Raw genomic sequence first — 24,211 nt, 5'->3', positions numbered from 1 at the left:
CATGAAGGAACTGACCCTTCGCGGAATCATCCTCGGCGCGCTGCTGACGGTGCTGTTCACCGCGGCGAACGTCTATCTCGGGCTCAAGATCGGAATCACCTTCGCCACCTCGATCCCGGCCGCGGTGATCTCGATGGCGGTACTGAAGCTGGTCCGCGATTCGACGATCCAGGAAAACAACATCGTCCAGACGATCGCCTCGTCGGCGGGCACGCTGAGCGCGATCATCTTCGTCCTGCCGGGCCTCATTATGGTCGGCTGGTGGACTGGCTTTCCCTACTGGCTCTCGGTGGCGGTGATCGGCATCGGCGGCATCCTGGGCGTCATGTATTCGGTGCCGCTTCGCCGGGCGCTCGTCACGGGCAGCGACCTTCCCTATCCCGAAGGCGTTGCCGCGGCCGAGGTGCTCAAGGTCGGCGCAGGCATCGGCGGCGCGGAAGAGAACAAGCGCGGGCTCAACGCCATCGTCATCTCCTCGGTCGTGTCGGCCTTTTATTTCATGTTCGCCAAGACCCGGGTGGTCGCCGAGAGCGCTGAGAAGAGCTTCCGCTTCGGCGGCGGGGCCACCAGCGCTTCGGCAAGCCTGTCGATGGCGCTGATCGGGGTCGGCCACCTGGTCGGCATGGCCGTCGGCATCGCGATGATCGTCGGGCTGCTGATCGCCCGGCTTGGCTTGCTCCCGTGGCTTACCGCCGACCAACTTGGGTCGGGCGAGCTGGACGAGATCGTCTCGAACACCTTCCGTCAGAAGGTCCGCTTCATCGGTGCCGGGACCATCGGCGTGGCGGCGATCTGGACCCTGCTCAAGATCATCGGCCCGATCGTGAAGGGCGTGACGGCGGCCCTTGCGGCCAACCGCGCCCGCCGCGGCGGACAGGAGATGGAGCTGACCGAGCGCGATCTGCCGATCACGATCGTCGGCGGCACCATCCTGCTGTCGATGATCCCGATCGCCCTGCTGCTCGCCGCCTTTGCCCAGTCCGGGCCGATCGCGGCGGCAGAAGGGACGACCCTCACCCTTTCGATCCTCTACATCCTCGGCGCGGGCATCGTGATCGCGTCGGTCTGCGGCTACATGGCGGGCCTGATCGGCGCGTCGAACAGCCCGATCTCGGGCGTCGGCATCCTTTCGGTGCTCGGCATCTCGCTGATCCTCGCGGCACTGTTCGGGCAGGGCGCGGCGGACGGCGAGGCGACGAAGAGCCTGGTCGCCTTCGCGCTGTTCGTCACCGCCATCATCTTCGGCGTCGCGACCATCTCCAACGACAACCTGCAGGACCTGAAGACCGGGCAGCTGGTCGGCGCGACCCCGTGGCGGCAGCAGGTCGCGCTGATCCTCGGCGTCATCTTCGGCGCGCTGGTGATCCCGCCGATCCTCGAGCTTCTCAACAGCGCCTTCGGCTTCCAGGGCGCGCCGGGCGCCGGCCCCAATGCACTGGCCGCCCCGCAGGCCGCACTGATCTCCGCGATCGCACAGGGCGTGCTCGGCGGCAGCCTCGACTGGGGGCTGATCGGCACCGGCGCGATCATCGGCGTGGTGGTCATCATCATCGATGAAGTGCTGCGCGGCACGACCCGCAAGTACAGCCTGCCCGCGCTGGCGGTCGGCATGGGCATCTACCTGCCGATGGACCTGACCCTGCTGATCCCGCTCGGCGCGCTGCTCGGCTGGTTCTACAACCGCTGGGCCGAGAAGCAGCGCAATCCCGGTTTCGCCGAGCGGATCGGAACGCTGATGGCGACCGGCCTGATCGTCGGCGAAAGCCTGATGGGCGTGCTCTACGCCGCCATCGTCGCGGGCGCCGAGCGCGCCGGCAGCGAGAATGCGGGCGAGGTGCTGGCGCTGGTCGCGGATTTCCCGTGGGCGGTCCCGCTTGGCATTCTCCTCTTCACCGCCCTCGTGCTCGGCCTTTATGGCTGGACCCGCGGTGCCGCGAGGACCGCGCCGGCGCTGGATGACCCGCGTGAACCGTCGGAGGCGACCTACCGATGAGCGTGACGCCCCGATATCTCGGCCAGAACAGCGGCCTTCCCGCCTCTCCTGAAGAGGCCGAGCTCGACTATGTGCCCAACCCGCGCGCCGGCTCGCTCTACCTCGTCCGCTTCGCCGCGCCGGAGTTCACCTCGCTCTGCCCGGTGACCGGCCAGCCCGATTTCGCGCACCTCGTGCTCGACTATGCGCCGGGCGAGACGATCGTCGAGAGCAAGAGCCTGAAGCTGTTCCTCGGCTCCTTCCGCAACCATTGCGGCTTCCACGAGGACGTGACGGTCGGGATCGGCCAGCGCCTGTTCGACGAGATGAAGCCGCGCTGGCTTCGCATCGGTGGCTACTGGTATCCGCGCGGCGGCATTCCGATCGATGTGTTCTGGCAGTCGAGCGCCCCGCCCGAGGGGCTGTGGGTGCCGGATCAGGGCGTGGCGGGCTATCGCGGGAGAGGATGATGGACGACCTGGTATCGGCAGGATGGCTGGCGGCGAACCTCAAGGCGGCCGACCTCGTCGTGCTCGATGCCAGCTGGCACCTGCCCGCCGCCAACCGCGACCCGCGTCAGGATTATGAGGCGCGGCACATCCCCGGCGCCCGCTTCTTCGATATCGACATGCTGGCCGACCATGATGCCGCCACCTCGCACATGCTGCCGGGCGCGGACGCTTTCGCCGCGGGGATGGAAGCGCTGGGCGTCGGGACCGACGATCGCATCGTCATCTACGACGACAGCGCGCTCCACACCTCGGCCCGGGCATGGTTCATGCTCCGTCACTTCGGCGCACGGCAGGTCGCGATCCTCGATGGCGGGCTGCGCGCTTGGCTGGCCGAAGGGCTGCCCACCAGCGACGAAGCTCCGCCCGAGCGCCCCGCCCGTTTCGATGCGGTCGCCGCCGGTGGGCAAGTCGTCAGCAAGGCGGACATGCTGCGCGGCGTTGGCGTGCCGGTGGCCGATGCGCGCGGAGCGAGCCGCTTTGCCGGGACCGAGCCCGAACCGCGGCCGAATGTCGCGCCGGGGCATATCCCGGGCGCGCGGAACCTGCCGTTCAGCGCTCTTTACGAAGAGGATGGCCGGTTCAAGCCGCCTGCCGAGCTGCGCCGTGCCTTTGCCGACGCCGGCCTCGACCCCGACCGGCCGTTCGTTGCGACCTGCGGGTCGGGCGTGACCGCCAACAGCCTGATCTTCGCCGCCCGCCTGCTCGGCAATCGCGACACCCGGCTCTACGATGGCAGCTGGGCTGAATGGGGCTCTGACCCGCTGACCCCCAAGGAGCGCGGGTAGAGGAAATCTAGGCGCGGCCCGCGAACAGCGCTTCGATGCTTTCAAGGTCGCGGCGCAGGGTCTCGCCAAGCACGGCCAGCGCGGCGGGGTGCGTAGTCTCGCCATCGCTGTTGGCGCCGACCAGCGTCTCGATTCCGGCGGCGGCGGCCCCGGCAGCCTCGATCGACCAAACGTCGGCACACGCCTGGACCGCCGGCGAGGCGAGCGGAAGCAACGCTTCGAAGGTGATGCTGTCGAGGTCGCGGCGCGGGCGGCCCTCGAACATCTCGACCAGGCCAAGCGCCTTGCGGACGCTGCGCAGGCGGTTCACCGCATCGGCATAAGGGGCCGTCTGGGTCGGCTGGTCGAGCTGGAAGTGGATCATGCGACTCAGGAGTAAAGCCGCATGGTTGAGAAAGTTTGAATCCCACGCTCCCCGCCGCCGTTCGACGGCGGGGAGCGGGAAGGTCAAGCTGCCGAGGCGTTATCCAGGTCGCGCAGGATCCAGCCGCGCTGCGGGATGGTCTCGATGAACTCGGCCCCGCCGCTGGCGAGCCGCAGCTTCTTGCGCAGCTTGGAGATGAACACGTCGATGATCTTGGGCTGCGGCTGATCGTCGGAGCGGCGATACAGATGCTTGAGCAGCATCGTCCGGGTAACGACGTTATTGCGCGCAAAGGCGAGCAGTTCGAGCACGCGATATTCCATCTCGGTGATGGCGATCGGGTGCCCGTCGATGCGGATCAGGCGTTGCACCTGGTCCACCGACATGCGCCCGCCGCACAAGGTCGGCGGAAGCTCGGACCCTTGCGCCTTCAGGCTGGCAAGCAGCTTGGAAGCGACATCGTCGGCATCGTCGCGCGGCCCAAGGCGGGCTGGCGCACCGATCAGCTGCTGCTGAAGCTCGGCCACCATGGCGTGCGCTTCCTCGGCGAACTTGCTGCCCTCCTCGAAGCGCTTGCGCGATTTCTCGAGCAAGGTTTCGACTTCGACCAGTCGGGCGGAAATCGTATCGTCGGCCATTCGTCCCCCGTCCTCTTGTTCTTGCTTTACGGCGTCTGGACCGACGCTTCCTGCCCGTCGCCGGCCGGCGCGGAAAGGATGGTCTGGGTAAGCGCGCCCTTGTCGACGACCGCCGTGTCAGGGCTTCCAGCAACCGAGCGGGCGCCAACCGCGGCGCGGTCGGCACCGGCCTTGTCGAGCAGGCCCGTCTCGCTCGACGAGCGCGGCGCCGGCCCGCCGAACAGCGCCTGGACCGCCTGGCTCTGCGCGCCTTCCGCGCTCAGCGAGGCTGTGCCCGGCTTGGGCGGGGTCAGGCTGTAATCGGGCGGAATCACCAGCGGCGCGTTGCGGGCAACGCGGAATTCATCGAGCTTCGCACCCCCACCGCCGCCGCCGAACAGCGCGCAGCCGGACAGGGCAAGGCCCGTGCCGAGGATGGTGAGAAGGGAAAGCTGCTTACGCATGGTCAGGCTCTTTCGAAGGCTTGTGCTCGCGGACCAGGAAGGCGCGCAATATCAGGATCACGACGCCAATGCTAATGCATGCATCGGCAACATTGAAGACCAGGAAGGGCCTGAACTCGCCGATGTGAAGGTCCAGAAAGTCGAATACGTATCCAAGGCGCGCGCGATCGACGATATTGCCGAGCGCGCCGCCCAGCACGAGGCCGAGCGCAAGCTGGTCGCCGCGCTTCTCTTCGCGGGTCAGCCACCAGCCGACGACGCAGGCGATCACCGCGGTCATGCCAACCAGCAGCCAGCGGCCATGGTCCGATCCCGCCGTCAGCAGGCCGAGCGAAATGCCGCGGTTATGAACGCGCGTCAGGTCGAAGAAGGGCAGCAGGTGAAGGTTCTGCCCCTCCACCGTCAGCCCGAGGGGACCTGCCGCCAGCCACTTGGTGAACTGGTCGAGGACGAACATCCCGCCTGCAAGCGCGAATCCGGCCCTGCCCCTCACGCGACCACCTCGGTGCAGCGATTGCACAGGTCCCCGTCCTCGGCGACTTCGGGCAGGTGCCGCCAGCAGCGGCCGCACTTCTGATAGTCGACGCGGTGCGCGACGACGGCCGGACCATGTTCGACCCGGCCGGTGTCGACCAGCACCTCCGAAACGATGAATAGCTCGGCAAGCTCATCGGCGGACAGCATCGGGCGGTCGGCATCGTCGGGCAGGCCGATGGCGACCCTCGCTTCGAGGCTGGATCCGATGACCTTCGCGCGCCGCATCGGCTCGATCTCGGCGGTGACCTGCTCGCGAAGCGCGCGGTAGGTCGCCCAGATTTCGAGCAGTCGGGCGTCGGCGGCGTCCGGCAATTCGGGCCATTCGCTGAGGTGCACGCTGGGTGCTTGCGGATAGCGGGTCGCCCACACTTCCTCGGTGGTGAACACCAGGATCGGCGCAAACCAGCGAACCAATGCATGGAACAGCGTGTCGAGCAGGCTGCGATAGGCGCGGCGCTTGGGATCGTCCGCTGCGTCGCAATAAAGGCAATCCTTGCGGATATCGAAGTAGAAGGCGCTGAGGTCGTTGTTGCAGAAGTCGGTCAGCGCGCGGGCATAGCCGTTGAAGTCATAGGCATCGAGCGCCGTCTTCAGCTCCTCGTCGAGCCTCGCCAGAAGCGCCGCCATGTAGCGCTCCAGCTCGGGCATCTCGGCGATGTCGGTCACCCGCTCGGTTTCTTCGAAGCCCTCGAGCGCGCCGAGCAGGTAGCGGAAGGTGTTGCGGATCTTGCGATAGGCGTCGCTCACGCCGGCGAGGATCTCCTTGCCGATGCGGTGGTCCTCGGTGAAGTCGACGCTGGCGACCCATAGGCGAAGGATGTCGGCCCCGGTTTCCTTCATGAGGTCGAGCGGGTTGACCGTGTTCCCCAGGCTCTTGGACATCTTCATGCCCTTGGAATCCATCGTGAAGCCGTGGGTCAGCACGGTGTCGTAGGGCGCCCGGCCACGGGTCGCGCAGCTTTCGAGCAGCGAGGACTGGAACCAGCCGCGATGCTGGTCCGAGCCTTCAAGGTAAAGGTCGGCGGGCCAGCGCTGCTCGGGCCACTTGCCGCTTTCCAGCGTGAAGACGTGGGTGCAACCGCTGTCGAACCAGACATCGAGGATGTCGGTGACCTGCTCGAAATCGTCGGGGTTGCGGCCTTCGCCCAGGAAATGCTGAACGGCGCCTTCCTCGGTCCAGGCGTCGACACCCTTTTCGCGCACGGCAGCGACGATGCGGGCGTTGACTTGCCGGTCGACCAGATACTTGCCGGTCTTGCGGTCGACGAACAGGGTGATCGGCACGCCCCACGCGCGCTGGCGGCTCAGCACCCAGTCGGGGCGGCCTTCGACCATCGACCCGATCCGGTTGCGGCCCTTGTCGGGGACGAAGCGGACGCGGTCGATTTCCGAGAGGGCGCGTTCACGCAGCGTGTTGGTGCCCTCGATCGGCCGGTCCATCGCCACGAACCATTGCGGGGTGCAGCGATAGATGACGCGGGCCTTGGAGCGCCACGAATGCGGATAGCTGTGGCGGAAATCGCCCGCGCTCAGCAACGCGCCCACTTCGCGCAGGTCGGTGCAGATCGGGCCGTCCGGGCCGTTGAACTTGGTGTTGATGACCGAGCCCTGCCCGCCCAGCCACAGCCAGTCCTCGCGATACTTGCCGTCGCCCTCGACCGCGAAGACGGGGTCGATGCCGACCGCCTTGCACGCCTCGAAATCCTCCTCGCCATGGTCGGGCGCCATGTGGACGAGGCCGGTGCCGGCGTCGGTGGTGACGTGCGGCGCGGGGATGAGCGGGCGCGGCTTGGCGAAGAAGCCGCCAAGGTGGTGCATCGGGTGGCGGGCGATGGTGCCGGCGAGGTCGGAGCCTAGAAAGTTACCCTCGCCCGACAAAGTCACGGCGCAACCATAAGTGCGATCTAGCCGCTCATTGAACTGCTTCCACAACGGACGCGCGATGACAAAGCGTTTACCCGCAAGCGCGTCAACGGCAGGATTAACTGCTGGACCCGCCGCGCCCGTGACCTGTGCGATTGAGTACCGAACATCCTCACCAAACGCGATCGCCTGGTTGACCGGGATCGTCCACGGCGTCGTCGTCCACACCACCGCATGGGCGCCGACCAGCTCGGGGATCGGGCTCTCGACGATCTCGAAGGCGACGTCGATCTGAGTCGAGACCACGTCCTCATATTCGATCTCGGCTTCGGCGAGCGCGGTCTTCTCGACCGGGCTCCACATCACCGGCTTGGCGCCGCGGTAGAGCTGGCCCGACTCCGCGAACCGGCAAAGCTCGGAGACGATGGTCGCCTCGGCCTCGAAGCTCATCGTCAGATAGGGCTTCTTCCAGTCGGCGAGGATGCCGAGGCGCTGGAACTGGCCGCTCTGCACGTCCACCCAATGCTGGGCATAGGCGCGGCATTCGGCGCGGAATTCGGCCGGGGGGACCTCGTCCTTGTTGCGCTTCTTCTTGCGATATTGCTCCTCGACCTTCCACTCGATCGGGAGGCCGTGGCAGTCCCAGCCGGGGACGAACGGTGCGTCCTTGCCGAGCAGCGACTGGGTGCGGACGGCGAGGTCCTTCAGCGTCTTGTTGAGGACGTGGCCGATGTGGATGTCGCCGTTGGCGTAGGGCGGGCCATCGTGGAAGATGAACTTCTCCCGGCCTTCACGCGCCTTGCGGAGCTGGCCGTAAAGGTCGGCTTCCTTCCAGCGGGCCAGGATCGCCGGCTCCTTCTGCGGCAGCCCGGCCTTCATCGGGAAGCCGGTCTTGGGCAGGAACACGGTGTCGCGCCAATCGCGCTTGGATGCAGGTTGCTCGTCGGACATGTCGCGCCGGGCTCTAGCGGTCGGAAGGCGTTTCGCAAACCACCCTCTCGTTCGCCCTGAGCGAACTCGAAGGGCGTTGGCGCTTACGTGCTTCGACTTCGCTCAACACGAACGATCAGGGCGCTAGGCGAGCAACCCCCGCGCCTCGGCCTCGTCGCTGCGCATCTGCGCCGCCAGCGCGTCCATGCTCTCGAAGCGTCGCTCGGGGCGGAGGAAATGGTGCAGCGCGACCTCGATCTCCTGCCCGTAAAGATCGCCCGACCAGTCGAACAGGTAGGTTTCGAGCAATTCGACCGGCGGCTTGAAGGTCGGGCGGACCCCGACGTTCGCGACCCCGGCCACCTCGCTTCCGTCGGGCAGGCGCACGCGGACCGCATAGATGCCGTAGGCCGGCCGCTGATAGTCGCCCAGCACCATGTTGGCGGTGGGATAGCCAAGCTCGCGCCCGCGCTTGTCGCCGTGCTGGACCACGCCGCGAATGGCGAAGGGGCGGGTCAGCAGGCGGGTGGCGGTAGCGGTGTCCCCTTCCGCCAGCGCGCGGCGGATGCGGCTGGAACTGACCGGCTCCTCCCCCAGCACCACCGGCGCGACCGCTTCGGCGGCAAGCCCGTATCGTGCGCCAAGCTCCCTCAGCGCGGTCGCATCGCCGCCGCGCCGCGCACCGAAGGTGAAGTCCTCGCCCGTCACCACCGCGGCCGCGCCCACGTCGCGGGCCAGCATGGCGACGAAATCCTCGGCCGAGGTGGCGGCCAGCGCGGCGTCGAAGCCGAACACCAGGCACGCGTCGGCCCCGGCCCCGGCGAACAGGCGCTCGCGCTGGTCGAGGCTGGTCAGGCGGAACGGCGCCGCATCGGGCTTGAAAAAGCGCACCGGGTGCGGATCGAAGGTCGCGACCAGCGCGGGCCGCCGCTCGTGTGCCGCGCGCGCCACGGCCCGCCCGACCACCGCCTGGTGGCCAAGGTGAAAGCCATCGAAATTGCCAAGGGCCACGACACTGCCCCGGAAACCTTCCGGAATGCCGTCGGCCAGGGTAAGGCGCTGCATCTTGCGCGCGGCTGTAGGGGAGACTGGCCTGCGCCGCTAGTGAGCCGTTGACTCTCTCGCACTCGCAGCATATCTGGCGCCCATCCCGTTCCTCCGGTCCCGGCGGCGCCCTCGTTGCGTCCGCCGTTTTGGCGTTAGCCTGGATCGGAATGCGGGGTGCAAGCGACGAGATGGGCTGGCACCAACGCTGGCCCGTGGAGCTAACACAAGGAAGAACGCACCTTCATGGCACGTATCGCCGGGGTCAACATCCCCACCAACAAGCGCGTCGAGATCGCGCTTACCTACATCCACGGCATTGGTCGCACCAAGGCCAAGGCCATCACCGAAAAGCTGAACATCGCTTCCGAGCGCCGGGTCCAGGACCTGACGGACCAGGAAGTGCTGTCGATCCGTGAGACGATCGACGCCGATCACACGGTCGAGGGTGACCTCCGCCGCGAGACCGCGATGAACATCAAGCGGCTGATGGACCTCGCCTGCTACCGTGGCCTGCGCCACCGCAAGGGCCTTCCGGTCCGCGGCCAGCGCACGCACACCAATGCGCGCACCCGCAAGGGCAAGGCCAAGCCGATCGCTGGCAAGAAGAAGTAAGCTTCTTCGCCAACGCAGCTTCACGTCCTTCGCAGCTTCGGCTCGGGACGAACGGATAAGGATAGTAGGATATGGCACGCGAACCCCAGCGCCTTCGGCGCCGCGAGCGCAAGAACATCTCGGCGGGCGTTGCCCACGTGAATGCGAGCTTCAACAACACCATGATCACCATCACCGACGCGCAGGGCAATGCGATTGCCTGGTCGAGCGCCGGCATGATGGGCTTCAAGGGCAGCCGCAAGTCGACCCCCTACGCCGCGCAGGTCGCGGCCGAGGATGCCGGCCGCAAGGCCGCCGACCATGGCGTCCGCACCCTCGAGGTCGAGGTCAAGGGTCCGGGGTCGGGCCGCGAAAGCGCGCTTCGCGCCCTTCAGGCCGTCGGCTTCCAGATCACCTCGATCCGTGACGTGACGCCGATCCCGCACAACGGTGTCCGTCCGAGCAAGCGTCGCCGCGTCTAACCGACGCGCCGACCTTCTCGCACTCACCTCACACTCCAGGGGGCCGGACGCGGCCCCCGCTGCCAAGGAAGACAAATGGCCGTCAACGCAAAGAACTGGCAGGAACTGAAGAAGCCCAACGCGCTCGAGCGCAAGGTCACCGGCGATGCGCGCCGCAAGGCCGTGTTCGTCGCCGAGCCGCTGGAGCGTGGCTTCGGCATGACGCTCGGCAACTCGCTGCGCCGCGTGCTGCTCAGCAGCCTCCAGGGCGCCGCGATCACCTCGATCAAGATCGAGGGCGTGCTGCATGAATTCTCGAGCCTCGCCGGCGTGCGCGAGGACGTCACCGACATCGTTCTCAACATCAAGCAGGTTGCGCTGAAGTTCGAGGGCGAAGGTCCCAAGCGCCTCCACCTCACCGCGACCGGTCCGGGCGCCGTCACCGCCGGTCAGATCCAGACCACCGGCGACATCGAGATCACCAACCCCGATCTGGTCATCTGCCATCTCGACCAGGGCGCCACGCTCAACATGGAACTGACCGCGGACGTCGGTAAGGGCTATGTCGCGGCGGCCGCCAACCGTCCGCTCGACGCGCCGATCGGCTTGATCCCGGTCGACGCCCTCTACAGCCCGGTCCGCCAGGTCGCCTACAAGGTGGAAAACACCCGCGTCGGCCAGGAACTGGACTATGACAAGCTGACCCTGACCATCGAAACCGACGGCACCGTCAGCCCCGAGGAAGCCGTCGGCTATGCCGCGCGCATCCTGCAGGACCAGCTGGCCCTGTTCGTAGGCTTCGACGACAGCAGCTACCGCGCGGCTTCGCCGATGATCGGCCAGGCCATCCCGTCGGCGGCCCCGATGGGCGGCGGCGCGATGCCGGAGACCACCGACACCAACCAGCTCAACCGCTACCTTCTCAAGAAGGTCGACGAGCTCGAGCTGTCGGTCCGTTCGGCCAACTGCCTCAAGAACGACAACATCATCTACATCGGTGATCTCGTCCAGAAGACCGAGGCGGAAATGCTTCGCACGCCGAACTTCGGCCGCAAGTCGCTGAACGAGATCAAGGAAGTTCTCGCTTCGATGGGCCTGCGCCTCGGCATGGACATCCCGGGCTGGCCGCCCGAGAACATCGAAGAGATGGCCAAGAAGCTCGAGCAGGAAATGCTTGGCTGAACCATTCGCCCCGGCTTCGGCCGGGGCAACAGGGTTCAGGGCAGCCCCTCAAGTCTGCCTGGTCCGGGGTACCTCACACGGCCCCCGAACGAACGAAGAAGGACGATTAACATGCGACATCGCGTTGGCGGCCGTAAGCTGCAGCGTACCTCGGCCCACCGTGCGGCCCTGTTCCGCAACATGGCCGCGGCCCTGATCAAGCACGAGCAGATCACCACCACCCTCGCCAAGGCGAAGGAGCTTCGCCCCTACGTCGAGAAGCTAGTCACCCTCGCCAAGAAGGGCGGCCTGTCGAACCGGCGCCTCGCCCACGCCCGTCTGCTCGACGACGCGCAGCTGGTGAAGCTGTTCGACGTGCTGGCCGAGCGTTATGCCGGCCGCAACGGTGGCTACACCCGCGTGGTCAAGGCCGGCATCCGCCAGTCGGACGCCGCGCCGATCGCGATCATCGAATTCATCGACCGCGACGTCTCGGCCAAGGGCCAGGATTCGGGTCCGGTGATGACCGACGACGAGGATGATCAGCTGGCCGCCTAAGCGCGCGCGGCAGTTCGCTCGACAAAGAAAAAGGGCCGCTCCGGACTTCCCGGGGCGGCCCTTTTCTTTTGCTGGCTCACCGTGATGACGATTAGCGCGGATACCCCGGCTGCGGGATATTCGCGGTCGCCCGCGCGATCTCGTCACCCGCGCGATTGAGTGCGTCGCGGATCACCGGGAGGGACCGCGCGATCGCCTGCCCGCCGGACTTCACCGCGACCTTGCTCTCCTCCACCCCGGCCGTGATATCGCGCTCGCTCATCCCGCTTTCGGTGCCGACGGTGCGGCGCCGGTCCTCGCGGGTAACGGGACGGTTCTCGACCGCGGCTTCGACCTCGCCAATCGGCAGGTTGAGGAATGCCTTGGTCACCGCGCCGACCATCGACCCCAATTGATCGATCATCCGGCCGTCGGTGATTTCCGGCGGCAAGTCGGCCGGGCGCTGCGGCTCGGGCGGACGGGACGGCACCTGCGCCGCGACCGGGGCGGCACTGGCGAGCAGGGCGACAAACAACAGCTTACGCATGACAAGGCCTCGTTTTACGACAACGACTCAGCCCCGCCCTATAGCATCGCAAGCCTAAGCCTGCCTGAACGGGCGTTCAGCGCAGCGAGAGCCAAGCCAGCGCCGCGGCCCCTGCGACGATCCGGTACCAGGCGAACGGCGCAAAGCCGTAGCGGGTGACGATCGCTATGAAGGCCTTGATCACGATCACCGCGACCACGAATGACACCGCGGCGCCAAGCGCGATCCATTGCAGCATGTCGCCGCTCAGCTGGTCGTGGTGCTTGGCCAATTGCAGCACGGTCGCGCCGGTCAGGGTCGGGACCGCCAGGAAGAAGCTGAATTCAGCGGCGGTGCGGCGATCGACGCCGAAGCTCATCGCCCCAAGGATGGTCGCGCCCGATCGGCTGACGCCCGGGACCATCGCCAGGCACTGGACGAGGCCGACCGCGACCGATTGCTTGAGGCTGACCCCGCTGATGCCGCCAGTCGGGCTGGTCTTGGCGAACCGCTCCACCGCGAGGATGCCGAAGCCGCCGATGATCAGCGCCCAGGCTACCACCGCCGCATTGCCGAGCATCGATTCGATGATGTCGTCGAGCGCGAGGCCGACCACCACCGCGGGAATGAAGGCGACCAGCAGGTTGCGGGTGAAAATCACCGCCCCATGCTCCCAGCCGAGCAGCCCGCGGGCCACGGTCCAGAAGGTCCGCCAGTAGAGCACGATGATCGCCAGGATCGCACCCGGCTGGATCGCGACGTTGAACAGCGCCCAGCGATCGGCGTCGAAACCGAGCAGCTCGGTCGCCAGGATCAGGTGCCCGGTCGAGGAGACGGGGAGATATTCGGTAAGCCCCTCGACGATGCCGAGGATGACGACCAGCCAGAGGATCGGCATTACGGCCTAGCCGGCGGCGGCTTGCGAACGGCGGCTGGCGAAGCGCCCGCCCTCGTGGAAGCGGTCGAGCCACTCGGGCGCGACGGCGGCGAGCGGGGTCGGCTGGATTCCGAACGCCTCGAGCCCCGGCCCGCTTGCGACATTGTCCTTCTGCAGCATGATCCACTGGTCGCGGGTGATCGGCGCGCCCGGCAGGAAGCCGAGCCGGCTCATCGCGTCACCGACGAAGTCGGGAAGATCGACGAGCCCAGGATTGCGCCCCGCAGCCTCGGCGATCACGCGGTTCAGTTCGTGCATGGTGAGGACGTCGGGCCCACCCAGTTCGAAGGTCTGGCCTGCGAAGCGCTCGGGCTCCTGCGCGGCCTTGGCGATCGCTTGGCCGAGGTCGCGCACGAAGATCGGCTGGAACCTGGTCCTGCCGCCCAGCACCGGCACCACCGGCAACCGGCTCATGCCCGCGAAGCGGTTGGTGAACTGGTCTTCCTGGCCGAACACCACACTGGGGCGGATAATGGTCGCGGCGGGAAACGCAGCGCGAACCCTGGCCTCGCCTTCCGCCTTGGTGCGGGCGTAGAAGGATTCGCTGTCCGCATTGACCCCGATGGCGGAGACATGGACCAGGCTCGCCGCGCCATTGCGGGCGGCAAGCTCGGCGATCCGGCCGGGCGCCTCGCCATGGACGGCATTCAGCTTGCCGTCGAACGCTCCGACGAGGTTGATGACGCCCCACGCGCCCTCGACCGCCGCCTCGAGGCTGGCCGGCTTGGTGAAGTCAGCCCGGACGAGGTCGACCTGCCCGACCGCGGCCAAAGGCTGCAGGAAGAAGGCGTTGCGCGGCGTGCGCTGGGCCACGCGGACGCGCACGCCGGTCTTGAACAGGGCTTCGCAGACATAGCGGCCGATGAAGCCGCCGCCGCCGAAAACCGTGATGATACGTGTCTGCCACTCGCTCGCCGTCATGCCGCTCGCCCTAGCCCCGCCACGGCGAAGCGACAAGCGGCGCGAGAGGAGTGTTGACAGCGGCGCCGCCCGCCCCCTAGAGGCGCCCTCCTACCGGCGAGACTTCTCGCGAACAGCTCCTGTGCCCAGGTGGCGGAATTGGTAGACGCACCAGCTTCAGGTGCTGGCGCTCGCAAGGGCGTGGAGGTTCGAGTCCTCTCCTGGGCACCACTGCTGAGCAATCCTGAAATCATCTGGCGACCAACTCCGCAGCGCGGTCGGCGGTGGCGAGGGCGTAGGTCCAGCCGAGGCCGCCATGGCCGATATTGACGGTGACGGTCCCGCGTCGCTCGACGATCGGGAGGCTGTCGGGGGTGACCGGGCGGAGGCCCGCCCAGCGCTCGCCTGGCGCATCGAAATCGGCGGCGTCGGGCAGGCTTTCGCGGGCGGCGGCGGTCATGGCCGCCAGGCGCCGGGGGTCGACCGCCGCGCTGTCGAAACCGACATCGGCAAGGCCGGCGATGCGCATCCTTTGCCCGAGACGGCAGAAGACGAGCTTGCGGGCGACGTCGGTGATGCTGGCGCGCGGCGCGCTCGTCCCCAGCGGCAAGGTCACCGAATGGCCGCGCACGGGCATGATGGGAACGCGCCATCCGATGGGCCGCAGAAGGCTTGCCGCCCCGGGGCCCGCCGCCACCACCAGATGCCGCGCGGCGAGCCGTTCCCCGCTTTCCAGGAGAACGGCCGGGTCGGCCCCCTTCTCGATCCCCGTCACCCTGCTGCCGAAGCGGGTTCGCAGCCCCTCGCCCGCCAGTGCCTCGACCAGCGCGGTGCAGAAGAGATGCGGGTCGCCGACCGCGTCGCCGGGGGCGTAGATGCCGCCGGCGAGCCGCTGACCGATGGCCCCAAGCGCGGGCTCTACCTCCAGGACCTGCGAGGGCGAAAGCGCACGGACGTCGATCCCCGCGCGGCGCTTGGCATCGGCATGGGCGGCCGCGGCACGGAAGCCCGCGGGATCCTCGTGCAGCAGCAGTTTTCCCGGCACCATGTGCGCGAACTCGATCGGCCGGCGCGCCAGCAGTTCCTCCATCAGCGCCCGCGACCGAAGCGCGATCTCCAGTCCGGCAAGGCTGTTGGCGGCGAACCGCCCGGCGCTGCCATTGGCAAAGAAGGCGAGGCACCAGCGCAGGTAAGCGGGGTCGAACCGCACCGCGACGCGGAACGCCGGATCGGTCGCTGCGAGGATTCCCGGCAGGCGCTTCAGCAGGCTCGGTGACGACAGCGCGTCCGTATAGGAATAGCTCAGCTGCCCGCCATTGGCGAAACTGGCCCCCTCGCCCGGTCCGTCCGCCGCATCGACGAGGGTCACCGTCAGGCCGCGCCGGATCAACGCCTCGGCAGTCGCCACGCCGACCACGCCGGCGCCAAGGACGAGGATGTCGGTGGTCAAGGGCGAGGCGGGAATTGCATGCTGCCGCCGACCTTAGCAGCCCCCCGCGCTGCCGCCAGCCACGCTCCATTGCACTCTCGTCGCTGGCGCTTATCGTCCGCGCCGATGAGCATGATGCAGCGACGCGAAGCCCTGGCGACCCTTGGTGCGGCGGGGTTGGCGATTGGCCTTCCCCTTCCCGCGCCGGCCGCACCCGCCACCCGCAAGCCGCCGCGGCTGCGCGCCGGAGACCGCGTCGCCCTGGTCTCGCCCGCGGGCATCTACAGCGACCCGTTCGATTTCCAGCTGGTGACCGAGGCGATCACCGCCATGGGGCTGGTGCCGGTGCCCGGGCCGCACTGGAAGGACCGTTTCGGCTATCTTGCGGGGACGGACCAGGGCCGCGCGGCGGATATCAATGCCGCCTTCGCCGATCCCGCCATCCGCGCCATCTTCGCGGTGCGCGGCGGCTGGGGCTCGGCCCGCGCCCTCCCCTTTCTCGACTGGAAGACCATCGCGGCGAACCCCAAGCTGCTGGTCGGTTTCAGCGACATCACCGCGCTGCACCTCGCGATCCAGGCGCGCGCGGGCTTCGCCACCATCCATGGCCCAACCGCCGGAAGCAGCTGGACCAAGTACAGCTATGCCGCCTTCCGCGACCTCGTGTTCGATGCGAAGCTGCCGCTCTACCGCAATCTGCCCGGCGACCAGGACCGGCTGGTGCAAAAGGAAGGCCGCTTCCAGACGCTTCGCCCGGGCAAGGCGACCGGCAGACTGCTCGGTGGCAATCTGACGGTGCTTACCAGCCTCGTCGGAACGCCCTGGCTACCCGATTTCAGCGGCGCGATCCTGTTCATCGAGGACACCGACGAGGCCCCCTATCGGATCGACCGGATGCTGACGCAGCTTGGCCAGGCAGGCGTCCTGCGAAAGGTGGCGGGCGTGGTGTTCGGCCAGTGCACCAACTGCAAGCCGTCGGACGGATCGACCAGCCTGTTCACGCTCGGCGAGGTGCTGCGCCAGCACCTCGAGCCGTTGAACGTGCCCATCTATACGGGCGCCATGTTCGGCCACATCGACGACCAGTTCAGCCTGCCGGTCGGGTGCCGCGCGGAGATCGACGCCGACGCGGGAACGATCCGCCTGCTCGAAGCACCGGTGGCGTGAGGCGCGGGCTAAGCCTGCTGCTTGCCGCGCTGCCGCTTGCCGGCTGCGTCACCGCCCCTCTTGCGCCGCGCTACAGCCCGCCGCCCGAAGTCGCCTGGGCCTGGGCGAGCTTCGATGCCAACGCCGTGCGCGCACAGGGTGCCGGCGGAATCGCCGATCGCCGCACCGGTCGCCCGATCACCCCGGACGATCCGATCCGGGTCGCTTCGGTCTCCAAGATGGCGACCGCGCTCACCGTCATGCGCCTGGTCGAGAAGGGCCGGCTCGACCTCGATGCCGACGTGGCGCGCTACCTTGGCTGGTCCTTGCGCAACCCGGCCTTTCCCGACCGCCCGATCACCCTTCGCCAGCTGCTGAGCCACACCGGCAGCGTGCGGGACAATGGCGAGAATTACGTCGTCCGCTTCGGCAAGCAGATCCGCCCGCAGGCGCAGGACGCCGGCTCCTTCGATCAGGCCCACGCGCCGGGGACCTACTTCCATTATTCCAACCTCAATTTCGGTATCATCGGATCGGTCATCGAAAGCGCCACCGGCGAACGGTTCGACCGGGTCGCCCGGCGCGAGGTGCTGGAGCCGCTCGGTCTCGATGCCTGTTTCAACTGGGGCACCTGCAGCGAAGGCGCCGCCGCCCGCGCGGTGGTGCTCTATGCTGAGGACGGCAAGGCGATCCTCGACGATCTGCAGGGCAAGCTGCCAGCCTGCCCGGTGTTCGTGGAGCCGGGCGCCGATTGCACGCTCGACGACTACGTGCCCGGCAGCAACGGCGCGCTCTTCTCGCCCCAGGGTGGGCTGCGCATCTCCGCCACCGGCCTCGGCGTCATCGGCCGAATGCTCCTTAACGACGGCAGGCACCAGGGCCGCGCCTTCCTGTCGCCGGCCAGTGTCCGGACGATGATCACCCCCGTCTGGCAATATGATGGCCAGAACGGCGTGACAGACGAGGGCTTCTATTGCTCCTACGGCCTTGCCATCCACCTGGTGCCGGGGCCCAACGCCGCATGCCGCGACGACCTGATGGGTGGCCGGCGCCCGATGCTCGGCCATGCGGGAGAGGCCTACCGCGTCCGCTCCGGCCTCTGGCTCGACCCGGCGCGCCGCACCGGTATCGCCTTCATCGCCGCCAACAACGGCACCGATCCCCCCGCCGGACGCACCAGCTTCAAGGCGATCGAGGAATGGCTCGCCGCCAAGCTACGCTAACGCCGCCGGCCCCTTTTTCGTCATTGCGAGCAAAGCGAAGCAAGCCACCGGACCGAACCGGTGGATTGCCTCACTTGTGCCCGGACGACGTTGGAGGCGCCGCCTAGAACAGCTTCCAGTCGAGGCTGAGCAGGAAGGCCCGGCCGCGCGGGTCCGCAACGCGCGGTTCCCAGCTCGACCCGGCGCCGCTGTTGCTGTCGTAGGTGATGGCGAAGGGCGGGTCGGTGTCGAAGACGTTCTTGACGCCCGCCGTCAGGCGCAGGTCCTTCCACGGGGTGAAGCCGATCGACGCATTGTAGGTGATATAGTTGTCGACCCGCGGGTTGTAGAACAGTCGCGTGGTGCTCGCCGGCAGGGCGAAGTTCCTGTAACCCTTACGGAAAATCTGCGAAACGTTGAAGTTCCACTTGCCGGTCGTGTAGTTGACGAAAAGGTTGTGCTTCCACTTCAGGCCAAGGTCGCCGGTCAGGCTGAACACCCCGACCAGGTCGGTGTAAGGCAGGTTCGGAAGCAGCTTTTCCTTCTTCTTGGTGAGGTACGTGCCGTCGATCCCGGTCGACAACAGTCCACCGGGCGCATCGAAGGCCGCCCGCCCGGACAGCTCGATGCCGGCGGTGCGGCGCGACCCGAAGTTGCCGGTGCGCAGGTCGAGCAGGGTGATGATGCCATTGGTGCGCTGGATCCGTTCAGGGAAGGCGCCGATATTGGCGAGCAGCTGCGAGATGGTGATCGAGCCGATCGTGTCGTCGACCGCGATGTTCCAGTAATCGGCCGACAGGCTGAACCGGCGGCTCGGCTGGAGGACCACGCCGACCGTCCACTGCTTGCTCGTCTCGGGCTTGAGCGTGAGGTTGCCGCCGTTCAGCGAATCCGGGGTGATCGGGTCGCAGGCCGGGCGCGGACCCGCGGTCGTGCCCTGCGCGCAGAGCGTCGGGTCGACCACGTTGTTGCCCGGGTTGGGCGAGATCGTCGTGCCGTTGAAGATCTGGTTGAAGGTCGGGACCCGGAAGCCCGTGTTGTACGATCCGCGGAACATCAGCGCGTCGATCGGCCTGAACTTGGCCGAAATCTTCGGGTTCACCGTGCTTCCAAAGCCGGTGTAATCGTCGATGCGGATCGCCCCGGTCAGCTCCAGTTCCTTGATGATCGGGATCAGCACTTCGCCGTAGGCCGCCTTGACGTTGCGCTTCTTCCGGTTGAGCGCGTTCACATTGTCGAAGGCGACGTTGAAGATGTCCGGCGCGGAAGTCGCACCGGCCGCGGACCCGTTGAAGCGATAGGTCTCCTGCCGATAGTCGACGCCGAGCGCGACCTTCACGGTGCCGCCGGGCAGGCGGAACAGGTCACCCGAAACCGACCCGTCGAATTGCTTCACCTCGTAGATGCCGCCGTAAAGCTCGACCCCCTTGGCCGAGATGGCGTCGAGCGCGGCCAGCGCCTGCGGCGTCTGCTCGAGCGAGAAGGGGTTGAGGATGCCGCTGTTGAACAGGCCGACGATGCCCGGCGCGGTGGCCCCTGGCGCAGTGGGAGCGCGCGGATCGGCGGTGCCGATGCCGGCGCCCGCAATCCCCGAGGCGGCCGCCGCGGCCGCGCTCGCGAACACCCCACGATAGTGATAGCCGGTGCCAAGCGTCGACTTGGCTTCGCTTCGGGCGAAGGACCCGCCCGCGCGATAATCCCAGGTGCCGAACAGCGGGCCGTCGATGCCCAGCGCCGCGCGCAGCGTCTTGGTATTGGTCTCATACTGGCGCGGGCCGCAGGCGATGCAGCGGTAGCGGAAGGCGATCGGCTTTCCGTAGTTGCCGACATTGTCGACCGTCCGGTCGCCCACCGCGCCGATCGCCGGAAGCACCGCCGCGAACCGGTCGTAGATGCTGTTGTAGGTCGATGCCGTCAGCGCGTTCAGCGGATAGGCGATCGGCAGGCTGGTGTTGTTGCCCGTGTACTGGTTGTTCGAGAAGGTCTTGGTCGAACTGGCGTCGGACCCGGTGACCTCGGCATAAAGCTCGTGCCGGTCGGCCAGCCGCACCGTGGCGCGGGTGTAATAGGTCAGCGTGTCGATCGGCTGCTGGATGGTCGCCGCCCGGCCGGTGTCCCACGCGCAGGCAAGCGCGGTGTTGGGGGCCGCCCACAGCACCGCGTCATAGTCGAGCCCGCCGTCGACCGACGAGCAGCCCGCGCCGCCCGGGAGGCGCAGCGGATTGACGCCGCCCGACGCCGGGACGGTGGTGCCCGGAATGAAGAAGCCCGGATTGGTCAGCAGCGACGTCGCGCCGGTGGTCCCGCCGAGCAGGGTCCCGCCCTGCGTGATGCCGACATTGGCGGCGGTCGGGTTGATCGGGAAAGCGGTCGCGATCGGCGTTCCGCGGGTATCGATCGACAGGCCGCGCAGGGGCTGGTTGCCGTTGACGAAGTCGCGCTGCGACCCGCGCAGGATGCGGTTCGAGCTGTAGGCGACCGCGCCCATCACGTTGAAGCCCTGGTTGGCCAGGTCCCCGTAACCGGCGACCCCCGACACGCGGTAGATGTTGCCACCGCCGGCCTCGGTCGCGTCGACCATGCCCTGGACGCTCAGGCCCTTATAGTCCTTGCGGGTGATGAAGTTGATCACGCCGCCGATCGCGTCGGTGCCGTAGATGGCCGACGCGCCGTCCTTCAGGATCTCGACCCGCTCGATCGCCGAGAAGGGGATCTGGTTGACGTCGACCGCAGAGCCCTGAAGCCCGTGCGCGGCGACGCGCCGGCCGTTCAGCAGGATCAGCGTCGATGCGCTGCCCTGGCCGCGCAGGTTCGCCGCCGACAGGCCGTTGGTGCCGCGCTGGGCGCCCGACACGACGTCCGAGTTGGACGCGAGGTTGTCCGCGCCATTGCCGTTGGTGCTGAGGAAGCTGATCAGCTGCTCGGGGTTCTGGATGCCCTCGCGGACGATCTCCTGGGTGGTAATGATCTGCAGCGGCAGCGCGCTGTTGTTGGGATCGCGGCGAATGCGCGAACCGGTGACGATCACCTCGCCCGAATCCTGCTTGGTGGTGCTGGCATTGGCCGGCGCGATCGGGGTCTCGGCTCCGGTCGGGGTGGCCGCCGGGTCGGTGGTGTTCCCTGTCGTGCTCTGCGCGGCGGCCGGAGCCGCCAGTGTCAGCGCCAGTGCCAGCGCGCTTCCCATCGACAGCAAGGCCGTCCGCGTGCCCAGTTCGTTCATCATTGCCCCCAATTGCGACTTAAATTCCTGTTGTGCGCGGATAGGAGGCAAGTGGACTGTCACATGCCAGTCTTTTTTCGCGTCGGGGGCCCCGCAGCCCTGCGATTGCGCACGAGAGGCGAGGCCCTGTTGCGTTGCTGCAACAAACGTCTCGGGTCAGCGGCTCGCCGCGACCAGTTCGAGCGCCTGGTCCATGATCGCGGTCGCGCGCACTTCCTCCGGCACGTCGCTGGCGAGGAGCGAGAAAACGAGGGTCTCGCCGCTGCGGGTCAGGAGATAGCCCGACAGCGCATTGGCCGCGGTGAGCGATCCGGTCTTGGCGAACACCCGGCCCTTGAGCCCGCCATCCTTGAACCGGTTGCGGAGCGTCCCGTCGACGCCGCCGATCGGCAGGCCGGCCCGCAACTGCGTTCCCCACGGCCGCCCCGCCGCCCAGCGCAGCAAGGTGACGACCCCGCGTGGGGACACCCGGTTGTAGGGTGACATGCCCGACCCGTCGGCCAGCGTCGCCGCCCGTTCCGGCACGCCGGCCCGGTCCAGCACCTCGCGCACCGCCTCAAGTCCCCCGGCGACGCTCGGCTTGCCCCGCGCCGCGCCCAGCCGCCGAAGCAGCAGTTCGGCGTGAAGGTTCTGGCTCGACTTGTTGATGGTGACGATGTCCTCGCCAAGCGGCGGCGGCGTGAGCGCGGCCAGATCGGCGCTCAGCGACGGAGGCGCCGGCACGTCGGCCAAAGTCCGATAGCGGCCAACGCTGTGGCCGTTCACCCGAACCCCGCGTTCCCTCAGCATCTGACCGAAGCGCCACGCCGCATAGTCGGCGGGATCATCGACGCCGAGCCGGATGAGCTCCTCCGGCGCGCCCGCCTTGATGGTTCCGGTCAGCACGATCCGCTTGCTGCCCGGAAGGCGCTGCACCTCGAGGGCGGTCTTCCCTTCGCTGACGGTCCTGGCGAAATTCAACACCTGCACATAGTCCGGGGTCGAGACCTTCGGCGCCTGGTTCAGCTCGCCTGGCGTGACGCGCAAGCCAATCTCATTGTCGTCGATCATCAGCGCCGCGATCGCCGTTCCGGAGCGGGTCGGGATGTTGTTCCAGCTCATCCCGAAGCTCCACCGCTCATCGGCAAAGGCCTGGGCATTGCCGATGACGGTACGAACGCGCCTGGTCCGGGCCGCCACGGCGTCGGCGAGCGCCGACAGGCAATCGACCTTGCAGTTCGGCGCGCTCGACAGCCGTGCGTCGCCACCGCCCTCCAGCACGACGTTCGGCTCGCCGGGCAACCCCTCTTCCAGGTGGACCCGCGCGCCGCCGGCCGCATCCGGCTGGTCCAGCCCCGGCAGCAGCTCAAAGGCTGTGATGGTGGTGAACAGCTTGGTGTTGGACGCCGGCACGAAGCGCCCATCCGGGTTGATCGCCAGCACTTCCTTGCCGTCCAGCGTCGCCACCACCAGGCCGAACCGCACGCCCGGCCCGGCCTCGGCGAACTTGGCTTCGACCTCCTGCTGAAGCGTCGCCGGAACCTGCGCGCCGGCCGGTGACGCGGCGAGCAGGAGGGCGAACAGACCGGCCCTCATTTCGCCTGCCCTTCCCCGCTCGCCAGCCGCCGCATCAGCCGCGGCCAGAAATCGAACGCGCCATACAGGCTTCGCTCGGGAATCCGCTCGTTGAGGCCATGCACGCCCGCCACCTCGCCGCCGATGGTGAAGTCCGCGCTGAAGCCATAGGTCGGGATGCCGAGCGCGCGGAAATGCTTTCCGTCGGTCGCGCCGGGGGTCATGTAGGGGACGATCCGGATCCCCGGCGCATCGGGCGCGATGGCTTCCTGCACCGCGGCGAACAGCGCCGGATTGACCGGCGAGGGCGGCGCCGAGGTCGGTTCGCCCACGATCTTCCATTCGGCCGCCGGATTGCCGCCGACCTCGGCCAACGTCCGCCGCACCTGCTCGATCTCGACCCCCGGAAAGATCCGGCAGTTGATCGTCGCCGTCGCGCTCTGCGGCAGCGCATTGTCGGCATGCCCGCCTTCCAGCAGCGTCGGCACGCAGGTCGTCCGCACCGCATAGCCCAGCCGCGGCTCGCGCCCCAGTTCCGCCAGCAGCGCCGCATCGCCCGGCTTCGCCTCGATCGCCGCCACCTTGGCCTTGAGCTCCGGCGTGGCACTCGGCGCATTGGCCGCGTCGCGCAGCATCGCCCGGGTTAGGTCGCTGTCGACCAGCGGAAAGGTATAGCCCCGCACCCGCCCGAGCAGCTCCGCCAGCTCGTAGATCGCGTTATCGGCCCGCGGACGCGCGCTGTGGCCGCCCGGATTGCGGACGGTGACCGCGATGTTGGCAAAGGTCTTCTCGGCGACCTGCACCGAGAACGAGGTCGGGTTGCCGGCGGCATCGGCCCGGCCGCCGCCCGAATCGGTATTGATGGCATATTCGGGCCTAAGCGCCGCCAGCCGCGCGGCCAGCACGCGGCTCGAGGCCATGTCGGTTTCCTCGTCGCCGCTGAACCCGATGACGAGGTCGCGGTCGGGCTTGAAGCCCTGCTTCTTCAGCGTGATGAAGGTCGCGACCAGGTGCGCGACGCCAAGCTTGTTGTCGCTCGCGCCCCGGCCATAAAGAAAGCCGCCCTCCTCGTGCAGCGTGAACGGGTCGCGCTCCCAATCCTCGCGCTTGGCCTCGACCACGTCCATGTGCGCGAGGAACAGCAGCGGCGGCCGGGCCCCGGTGCCACGATAGCGGACGGTCATGATCGCGGTCTCGCCGACCGGCACGATCGCGATATCGCGCGCTGCAAAGCCTGCATGCTTCAGCCTCGCCGAAAGCAGCCGCGCCATCTTCGGCACCTGCCCGCGTCCCTTGACGGTGGGGGTCTCGACGATCGACTTGAACAGCTCGCCGAGCAGCTTGCCCTCGGCACTGTCGCGGGGCGCCGCATGGGCCGGGGCTGTCGCCACCAGCGCCGCGGCCATCATCAGAACGCGCGTCATCATCCCGCCATCAAAGCAGGACCGTGAACGAT

The 24,211-nt window shown here is 67.9% G+C and carries 22 protein-coding genes and 1 tRNA gene; 10 read left to right on the top strand and 13 right to left on the bottom strand.

Annotated features, from left to right (window positions below; all coding sequences use genetic code 11):
* Position 1 precedes the first annotated feature (1 nt).
* The 3 genes from ABD729_RS04990 to ABD729_RS04980 are packed head-to-tail and all read left to right on the top strand — an operon-like array spanning position 2 to position 3,269.
* Positions 2 to 1,993 carry an OPT family oligopeptide transporter gene (locus tag ABD729_RS04990; protein ID WP_344709053.1) on the top strand — a complete coding sequence of 664 codons (1,992 nt, stop codon included), beginning with the start codon at positions 2 to 4 and terminating at the stop codon, positions 1,991 to 1,993.
* Positions 1,990 to 2,442, top strand: coding sequence for a preQ(1) synthase (queF, locus tag ABD729_RS04985; protein ID WP_344709052.1), 453 nt, complete (start codon positions 1,990 to 1,992; stop codon positions 2,440 to 2,442). Before ABD729_RS04990 ends, queF begins: the two co-directional genes overlap by 4 nt.
* Entirely contained in the window at positions 2,442 to 3,269 is an 828-nt protein-coding gene (locus ABD729_RS04980) for a sulfurtransferase (RefSeq protein ID WP_344709051.1), read from the top strand. Before queF ends, ABD729_RS04980 begins: the two co-directional genes overlap by 1 nt.
* A 7-nt stretch (positions 3,270 to 3,276) precedes the next feature.
* Here the strand turns inward: ABD729_RS04980 and ABD729_RS04975 are convergent, their stop codons facing one another.
* The 6 genes from ABD729_RS04975 to ABD729_RS04950 form a co-directional block, all read right to left on the bottom strand.
* Entirely contained in the window at positions 3,277 to 3,633 is a 357-nt protein-coding gene (locus ABD729_RS04975; protein ID WP_344709050.1) for a hypothetical protein, read from the bottom strand.
* Between the two features lie 83 nt (positions 3,634 to 3,716).
* Positions 3,717 to 4,271, bottom strand: coding sequence for a winged helix-turn-helix domain-containing protein (locus ABD729_RS04970; RefSeq protein WP_344709049.1), 555 nt, complete (start codon positions 4,269 to 4,271; stop codon positions 3,717 to 3,719).
* 26 nt (positions 4,272 to 4,297) lie between these two features.
* Positions 4,298 to 4,714: a DUF3035 domain-containing protein gene (locus ABD729_RS04965; protein ID WP_344709048.1), complete on the bottom strand. Its 417-nt coding sequence runs from the start codon at positions 4,712 to 4,714 to the stop codon at positions 4,298 to 4,300.
* Positions 4,707 to 5,171: a signal peptidase II gene (gene lspA / locus ABD729_RS04960; RefSeq protein WP_344709636.1), complete on the bottom strand. Its 465-nt coding sequence runs from the start codon at positions 5,169 to 5,171 to the stop codon at positions 4,707 to 4,709. The genes ABD729_RS04965 and lspA overlap by 8 nt, the downstream gene beginning before the upstream one ends.
* A 32-nt stretch (positions 5,172 to 5,203) precedes the next feature.
* Positions 5,204 to 8,065 carry an isoleucine--tRNA ligase gene (gene ileS, locus ABD729_RS04955; protein ID WP_344709047.1) on the bottom strand — a complete coding sequence of 954 codons (2,862 nt, stop codon included), beginning with the start codon at positions 8,063 to 8,065 and terminating at the stop codon, positions 5,204 to 5,206.
* A gap of 123 nt (positions 8,066 to 8,188) precedes the next feature.
* Complete coding sequence (locus tag ABD729_RS04950) at positions 8,189 to 9,109, bottom strand: bifunctional riboflavin kinase/FAD synthetase (protein WP_344709046.1); 921 nt, start codon at positions 9,107 to 9,109, stop codon at positions 8,189 to 8,191.
* 225 nt (positions 9,110 to 9,334) lie between these two features.
* Between ABD729_RS04950 and rpsM the strand changes: the two genes are divergently transcribed.
* From rpsM to rplQ, 4 genes are all read left to right on the top strand, one after another.
* Positions 9,335 to 9,703, top strand: coding sequence for a 30S ribosomal protein S13 (gene rpsM, locus ABD729_RS04945; RefSeq protein WP_344709045.1), 369 nt, complete (start codon positions 9,335 to 9,337; stop codon positions 9,701 to 9,703).
* Positions 9,704 to 9,774: 71 nt separating this feature from the next.
* A complete protein-coding gene (rpsK, locus tag ABD729_RS04940) occupies positions 9,775 to 10,164 on the top strand; it encodes a 30S ribosomal protein S11 (protein WP_029941296.1) in 390 nt (129 codons plus the stop codon).
* A gap of 75 nt (positions 10,165 to 10,239) precedes the next feature.
* On the top strand, positions 10,240 to 11,325 hold the full coding sequence (locus ABD729_RS04935; protein WP_344709044.1) for a DNA-directed RNA polymerase subunit alpha: 1,086 nt from the start codon (positions 10,240 to 10,242) through the stop codon (positions 11,323 to 11,325).
* A gap of 111 nt (positions 11,326 to 11,436) precedes the next feature.
* Complete coding sequence (rplQ, locus tag ABD729_RS04930) at positions 11,437 to 11,862, top strand: 50S ribosomal protein L17 (protein ID WP_344709043.1); 426 nt, start codon at positions 11,437 to 11,439, stop codon at positions 11,860 to 11,862.
* 91 nt (positions 11,863 to 11,953) lie between these two features.
* Here rplQ and ABD729_RS04925 read toward each other — a convergent pair whose 3' ends face one another.
* The 3 genes from ABD729_RS04925 to ABD729_RS04915 all read right to left on the bottom strand — a co-directional run bounded on the left by ABD729_RS04925 (position 11,954) and on the right by ABD729_RS04915 (position 14,225).
* Positions 11,954 to 12,388: a hypothetical protein gene (locus tag ABD729_RS04925; RefSeq protein WP_344709042.1), complete on the bottom strand. Its 435-nt coding sequence runs from the start codon at positions 12,386 to 12,388 to the stop codon at positions 11,954 to 11,956.
* Positions 12,389 to 12,464: 76 nt separating this feature from the next.
* Positions 12,465 to 13,265 carry an undecaprenyl-diphosphate phosphatase gene (locus ABD729_RS04920; RefSeq protein WP_344709041.1) on the bottom strand — a complete coding sequence of 267 codons (801 nt, stop codon included), beginning with the start codon at positions 13,263 to 13,265 and terminating at the stop codon, positions 12,465 to 12,467.
* A gap of 6 nt (positions 13,266 to 13,271) precedes the next feature.
* Entirely contained in the window at positions 13,272 to 14,225 is a 954-nt protein-coding gene (locus ABD729_RS04915) for a complex I NDUFA9 subunit family protein (RefSeq protein ID WP_344709040.1), read from the bottom strand.
* Between the two features lie 123 nt (positions 14,226 to 14,348).
* Here ABD729_RS04915 and ABD729_RS04910 point away from each other — a divergent pair.
* Positions 14,349 to 14,435, top strand: a tRNA-Leu gene (locus ABD729_RS04910).
* 19 nt (positions 14,436 to 14,454) lie between these two features.
* Here the strand turns inward: ABD729_RS04910 and ABD729_RS04905 are convergent.
* Positions 14,455 to 15,654 (bottom strand): FAD-dependent oxidoreductase, encoded by a 1,200-nt coding sequence (locus ABD729_RS04905; protein ID WP_344709039.1) that lies wholly within the window; start codon positions 15,652 to 15,654, stop codon positions 14,455 to 14,457.
* Between the two features lie 111 nt (positions 15,655 to 15,765).
* Here ABD729_RS04905 and ABD729_RS04900 point away from each other — a divergent pair, with 111 nt between their 5' ends.
* Positions 15,766 to 16,800, top strand: coding sequence for a S66 peptidase family protein (locus ABD729_RS04900; RefSeq protein WP_425564868.1), 1,035 nt, complete (start codon positions 15,766 to 15,768; stop codon positions 16,798 to 16,800).
* Positions 16,797 to 18,002: a serine hydrolase domain-containing protein gene (locus tag ABD729_RS04895; protein WP_344709037.1), complete on the top strand. Its 1,206-nt coding sequence runs from the start codon at positions 16,797 to 16,799 to the stop codon at positions 18,000 to 18,002. The genes ABD729_RS04900 and ABD729_RS04895 overlap by 4 nt, the downstream gene beginning before the upstream one ends.
* 103 nt (positions 18,003 to 18,105) lie before the next feature.
* Here ABD729_RS04895 and ABD729_RS04890 read toward each other — a convergent pair whose 3' ends face one another.
* From ABD729_RS04890 to ABD729_RS04880, 3 genes are all read right to left on the bottom strand, one after another.
* Entirely contained in the window at positions 18,106 to 21,204 is a 3,099-nt protein-coding gene (locus ABD729_RS04890) for a TonB-dependent receptor domain-containing protein (RefSeq protein WP_344709036.1), read from the bottom strand.
* A gap of 153 nt (positions 21,205 to 21,357) precedes the next feature.
* Positions 21,358 to 22,776, bottom strand: a complete 1,419-nt coding sequence (gene dacB / locus ABD729_RS04885) for a D-alanyl-D-alanine carboxypeptidase/D-alanyl-D-alanine endopeptidase (protein WP_344709035.1) — start codon at positions 22,774 to 22,776, stop codon at positions 21,358 to 21,360.
* A complete protein-coding gene (locus tag ABD729_RS04880) occupies positions 22,773 to 24,182 on the bottom strand; it encodes a M20/M25/M40 family metallo-hydrolase (protein ID WP_344709034.1) in 1,410 nt (469 codons plus the stop codon). Before ABD729_RS04880 ends, dacB begins: the two co-directional genes overlap by 4 nt.
* Positions 24,183 to 24,211: the final 29 nt, after the last annotated feature.

This window comes from Sphingomonas humi, assembly GCF_039536725.1.
Lineage (GTDB): Bacteria > Pseudomonadota > Alphaproteobacteria > Sphingomonadales > Sphingomonadaceae > Sphingomicrobium > Sphingomicrobium humi.
Note: the sequence above shows the minus strand (reverse complement) of the source record. Positions and strands in the feature narration are given on the sequence as shown.